Source organism: Calditrichota bacterium (assembly GCA_013151735.1).
Lineage (GTDB): Bacteria > Zhuqueibacterota > JdFR-76 > JdFR-76 > BMS3Abin05 > BMS3Abin05.
Genome location: JAADHR010000140.1, coordinates 1,116 through 6,617, shown reverse-complemented (window position 1 = coordinate 6,617; position 5,502 = coordinate 1,116). Strand labels below are relative to the sequence as shown.

Annotated in this window: 3 protein-coding genes; all 3 read left to right on the top strand. The window is 51.6% G+C overall.

The features are described 5' to 3' along the window. Window positions 1-16: 16 nt before the first annotated feature. Window positions 17-1,978: a hypothetical protein gene (locus GXO76_10080; protein NOY78201.1), complete on the top strand. Its 1,962-nt coding sequence runs from the start codon at window positions 17-19 to the stop codon at window positions 1,976-1,978. Window positions 1,979-2,038: 60 nt separating this feature from the next. Continuing rightward, on the top strand, window positions 2,039-4,060 hold the full coding sequence (locus tag GXO76_10075) for a hypothetical protein (protein ID NOY78200.1): 2,022 nt from the start codon (window positions 2,039-2,041) through the stop codon (window positions 4,058-4,060). Window positions 4,061-4,255: 195 nt separating this feature from the next. Then, window positions 4,256-5,502, top strand: a 1,247-nt coding sequence (locus GXO76_10070) for a hypothetical protein (protein NOY78199.1), incomplete at its 3' end; no start/stop codon positions are given.

The following is a 5,502-nucleotide window of genomic DNA, read 5'->3' as shown; positions in this document are numbered from 1 at the left end:
GAAAAAGGAAAATTTTATGCACTTTGGACTTCCCGCTGTTGATTACATTGTGATTGCATTTTATTTGATTTTCATGCTCGCCATTGGATTCTATTTTTCCCGCTTTATGAAAGGCGGGAAGGATTTCTTTGTCGGTGGAAATCTAATCCCCTGGTGGGTATCCGGCATTTCCCTTTACATGACGCTTTTTTCCGCCTGGACATTTACCGGAGCGGCCAGCTTTATTTACAACACGGGCTGGTTTGGACTGCTCTTTTTTGTGAGCTGGCCGGTTTCATTCATTATCGGATTCTTGCTGTCAGCCAAACGCTGGCGCCGCACACGAATGACCTCCCCGGTGGAATATATCCAGACCCGCTTCAACAAAACCACCCACCTGTTTCTGGCCAGTCTGCTGGCGCTTAGCATGATGTACTGGCCGGCGCATCATTTGGCGTCGCTCAGTAAAATCTGTGCTCCCACCCTGTTTCCCAATTCTATGCTGGCCATTGACATTTTTATCGTTGTCACGGGAATTGTAATTTTGATTTACACGATTTCGGGCGGGCTCTGGGCCGTAACCGTCACGGATGTGGTCCAGTTCTTGATTTTGATTTCGATTTGTTTGGTTTTGGTGCCGACGATTTTTATGAGCGGTGATGTGGGGTCTGTGGCAGATTTTATTCATAAGGTGCCGCCCATCAAATTCCACCACGTGATTCGGGGGAAAACGACCTACACGCTCTGGTACATTTTTGGTCTTTTCTTTGTGAATATTTTTGGTACGGCCGTGGGCGACAAGGCTCAGCGCTATTACAGTGTGAAAGACGAAAAAGCGGCTATGAAGGTGGGTTGGATGGCTTTCGCCCTTTTCCTCACGGCTCCCATTCTTTTTGGCATTCCGCCTTTGGTTGGAAAAGTTCTCTGGCCGAACATTCACATGCTGACCCAGTTTTCGAATGTGACCAAGCCGGACGAAAACATTTACATTGCCGTTGTGCTCCGGTATATGCCGGCGGGTATGATAGGAATTTTTCTTTCAGCTATGATGGCAGCCTCCATGTCGGCTATGGACAGTGTGTGGAATGCCGTCTCGTCCATTATTTCCGTGGATATTTACAAGAACATGTTTAACCCGGATGCCAGTGAGAAGGCCGTTCTGCGTGTAGGCCGGATAACGATGATCCTGCTGGCTGTGATTGCGATCACCCTGGCGCTGGTCATTATTCACAGCTCTTACGGGGTGTTTACCTTCACCAATATCTTTTTCGGACTCACGGGTGTTCCCGTGGCTATTCCCTTGTTTTTGGGGATCATGTCCCGGAAGATTTCCCGCTGGTCAGCCTTTTCCTCCATTTTAGCAGGAACGGTCATGGCCTCTGTAGCCCGTTTCGTCCTGCACTATTCCATTGGCCCTCAGTACGTGTCCACGATTGTGGTAACGCTGATTTTCATTTACGTCTCCCGGCCTTACGGAAGGTTTTACCTTAAGGGAAAGCGCTGGGCTCTGGCTGCAAGTGTGGCAATGGGCGGGCTTCTCTGGAGTGCCTTTCAGACTATGAGCAACAACCCCAATCTCGGTTGGCACACGCTGGGTCGGATTTTCCATGGGAATGTGGGACATTTTTTGATTTCGGCCCAGTTTTGGGCATTGGTTGCCGCACTCGCATTTGTCGTAATTTCTTACTATTTTTCAAGACTTTATGCTATCGATTTGAAAACACCTTCTCCGGAACTGAAGGCCTTTTTCCAGAAAATGGATACCCCAATTGATGTTGAGAAAGAGGTGCTCTCCAGAGGAGCGAAAGAGATTAACGTGTTTCCAATGGTGGGGACCATTTCGCTGGGACTGGCGGGAGTGGTTCTGGCCGTTCTTTTGTTTCCGGTGGCCCGCACAAAAATTGCCGTTAATTTGGCGGTAGCGGGCTTGCTGGCTCTGATCGGAATTTTAATGATAATTTCCGGAAGATGGACCCATACGGATAACAAATCTATGTAGGGGTACTTCATAAATGGCCTCTACACAAAATCGCCCGAACAAAAATTGAAGGAGATGCCCATGAGTACGCGACGTGAATTTTTGAAATGGGGGGGACTTCTTTCAACCGCCACAATTCTTTTGCCGCTGAAAAGCACGGCTTCATTTTTGGCTCCAAGCCCATCCCCGAATAGGGCCCTTTTCTTTGCGCCGGATGAGTTGCCTGCCATGCAAAAACGGGTGAAACTGCCCCTGTTTAAGGAATTCTGGCAAAAAATGCTTCATGCCGATGTAAAAGCAGACCGGCGGTTTTTGGAGAAGGAAATTCAATTCAACAATCAAATTCGGCATCTGGCCCGGGCGGATCACATCCTCATGCGCGAAGCGTTCGTGTACGCCATGTCCGGTACCAAAGCCCGGGGTGATCTGGCGAAGCTGGCGCTGCAAAAAATCCTGACCTTTAAAAAATGGGACTATTTTTTGTCAGACGGAAAACACGTGATGGGACTCCAGCGGGCCCCGCTAACGGTGAAAGCCCTGCTGTTGGGCTACGCCTATTTGGGTGATTTTCTCACGAAGGACGAGAAGGCGGCAATTGTTCATCAACTGCCGGAGAAGGGACTCGAACCCTGCTATCGCAGTTTGTGGGGCATTTTACACCCGGCGGAATCCACCGGGTGGGGATTTGACCCGGAAAGCAGCTATTACGAGGTGCGCGATATGCACCGCTGGCCGATTATCTTAAGGCATACCAACCTGAGGGCGGTTCCTCTCAGTGCACTGGGTTTGGGGGCGCTGTTTTTAGGAAAGGATACCCCGCGCTATTCAGACTGGATGGGCATTGTTAAAAAGAGTTACGACGATTTTAAGGGAACATACCAGCCCGACGGCAGTTACCCCGAAGGTACCAGCTACTGCCGCTACACCAGTCAGGAGCTGATTCTCTTTCTGGATGCCCTTCACCGAAATACCGGCCAAACCTGGTACAAGGACATCAATTGGCCGGGCACGATGGACTTCTTTTTAATGACGACGATGCCTTCCACCACACACCCCGAGGGCCACGTGAATTTTGGCGATGCCGGTGGCGGGCCGGGTTCGGAACTCGGCTTCTGGACAGCCAATCGGTACGGAGATGCACAGGCTCAATTTTTGGCCAAGCATTTGAGCCAGTATCACACCCCCTTTTCCATCTGGTGGTACAACCCATCCCAGCCGGAAGTCAGGCCCGAGGGACGCTGGTTTTACCGGCACTTTGGCATTGGCTGGGTGGTGGTAACAACCGGCTTCAAGCCAAAAGATTTTGTTCTGGCTCTGCGGAGCGGCGGTCCGGCCAACCACGAGCACGCCGACCGTAACAGTGTGATTCTCAAATGCTACTCCGAAAATCTCTGGGTCGACAACTGGCATCCGCCGTACAACCACCTGGACCCCGGCTGGCCCTTGCGAACCTCGCCCGCCCACAACACCGTTTTGATTAACGGAAAGGGACACCAGTACCACAATGGTCTGGAAGGCACCAACGCCTCCAAAGCCTCGGCAAAGGTGATTTCCGAGAAAACCACCGACGCGTACGCCCTCGTCAGCAGCGACGCCACCTCCGCCTACCACTGGGTGACACCGGATGTGGAAGCTGTCGTGCGTACGGTGCTGACGGTGCCGGATTTGAAACTTGTGGTGGTTGTAGATCGGCTGAAGATGAAAACCGAGGCGGCCACATTCCGGGCGCGCTGGTTTATTGACAATGAAGATGAAAAAGGCCGCATTTCCTTTCGGGGCACGCATTTTGTGTTTGCCCGGCCGAAAGGGGAATTGGTAGGTACTTGTGCGGGCAGCGAAGGGGTTCGTCTGGAAACCGGGACGTTTCCTGTTCCCAAAAAATACGGGACGTTTCCGTTTTTGGATGTCCACGCAGGCCGGAAGAGCAAGGATGTCGCCCTGCTGACGGCTGCTGTGGTAGTGGCGTCGGGCGCAGAGAAACCTGAAATTAAAATTGAGGGAACGGCTCCGCGCTGGAAAATTGTGGGAAAAACCGGAAAGCGCCGCTTTGAAATTTCGCTGAATAGTATTCCGCTGGTACCGGAATTTGAAATCAATATTTAAAATGAATTTGATTGGGGTACCGCGAATTCACGGATTTTTTTGAAAGATCAATTTGTACGAATTCGTGAATTCGTGGCTTTTGTTTTTGCATATACGGCTGAATTTGCTTGATTCTCTAAAGGGAGTTCCTTAAATTGTACCGGTTCAAATTTCCGAAAATATGAAACAACGAACAGGCACAGGAGATTTTTTGAAATGAATCGCGTAAAAATCTTTTTTCTGGCGATGCTTGGCGTCCTGTTTCTGACCGCCGGGAGCAGGGGCGCTGAATCGGTTACTCTGGTGGTTCCGGGAAAACTATCCGGGCCGGTGAAACACGGCGTGACTGTTTTATCTCAAAAACTCACTCAGGCGGGGTTTTCGGTGACGCTTAACCGAGCCGCATCGCACACCCCTGCCGTTTACGTGGGTGTGGCGTCCAATGCGGAAGTTCACAATTGGTTGAAAAAGCTGCACATTCGCCTGCCGAAACGGGAGGAAGCGTTTGCGATTCGTGTGCGGAAAAACCGCATTTATGTAGTGGGTACCGATTCGGTGGGTGCCATGTACGGGGCCTACGATGTAGCCGAACAAATAAGTTGGGGAACGCCCGGCGAGGCCCTCACCCGGCGGGTACACAATAAAACGGAGCAGCCCTTTGTCAAAATCCGGGCTGTTAATCCGTTCTTGCACACCCAGGCCCTCTGGAACAAAGCCTCCTGGTTTTACAGTCTGGATTTTTGGACGAAGTACCTGGACCAGCTTTCTTTTAACCGGTTCAATTTATTGGATATTCACGGCGTGTACGATGTGTACAACACCGATTTTTACAATCTGTTTACCTATTTTGTAAAATCCGACCGCTTTCCGGAGATCGGTTCCCCACCGGAAACGTGCCGTCAGAATGTGGCCATGCTCAATAAAATCATTGCCATGGCCCGGGAGCGTGGGATCCACGTCGGCATTATGAATTACAGCCTGAGTTCCTGGGCGGGGCAACCGCGTCCCGGACGCTTCCGGGGCGATCCGCGCATTTTGGCGCCTCGCCTGAGGGGGAAAGATCTGGAGCTGTACATTCGGGAAGTCACTGCAAAATTTCTAAAAGCCGTTCCCGGCCTGTGGACGTTTGGGTTTCGCATCGGGGAATCCGGTAAGCGGGGCGGTTTTTTTCGCGACACCTACGTGGCAGGCATTAAAGACGCCGGTCGTACGGACATGCACCTCTACACCCGAAGCTGGCTCACCACGCGCAAAACCGTGGACAGCCTGGCCAGTTGCTACCCCGGCCGGTTTTTTGTGGAAATCAAGTACAACGGCGAGCACGCCGGGGCGCCCTACCACGCGATTACCGGGCCGCGTCCCTGGCACCTGAGCTACTCCTACGAGAACTACACCGATCGCCCCCAGAATTACCAGATCATCTGGCAGGTTCGTTTCAACGGAACACACCGGATTTTCCGCTG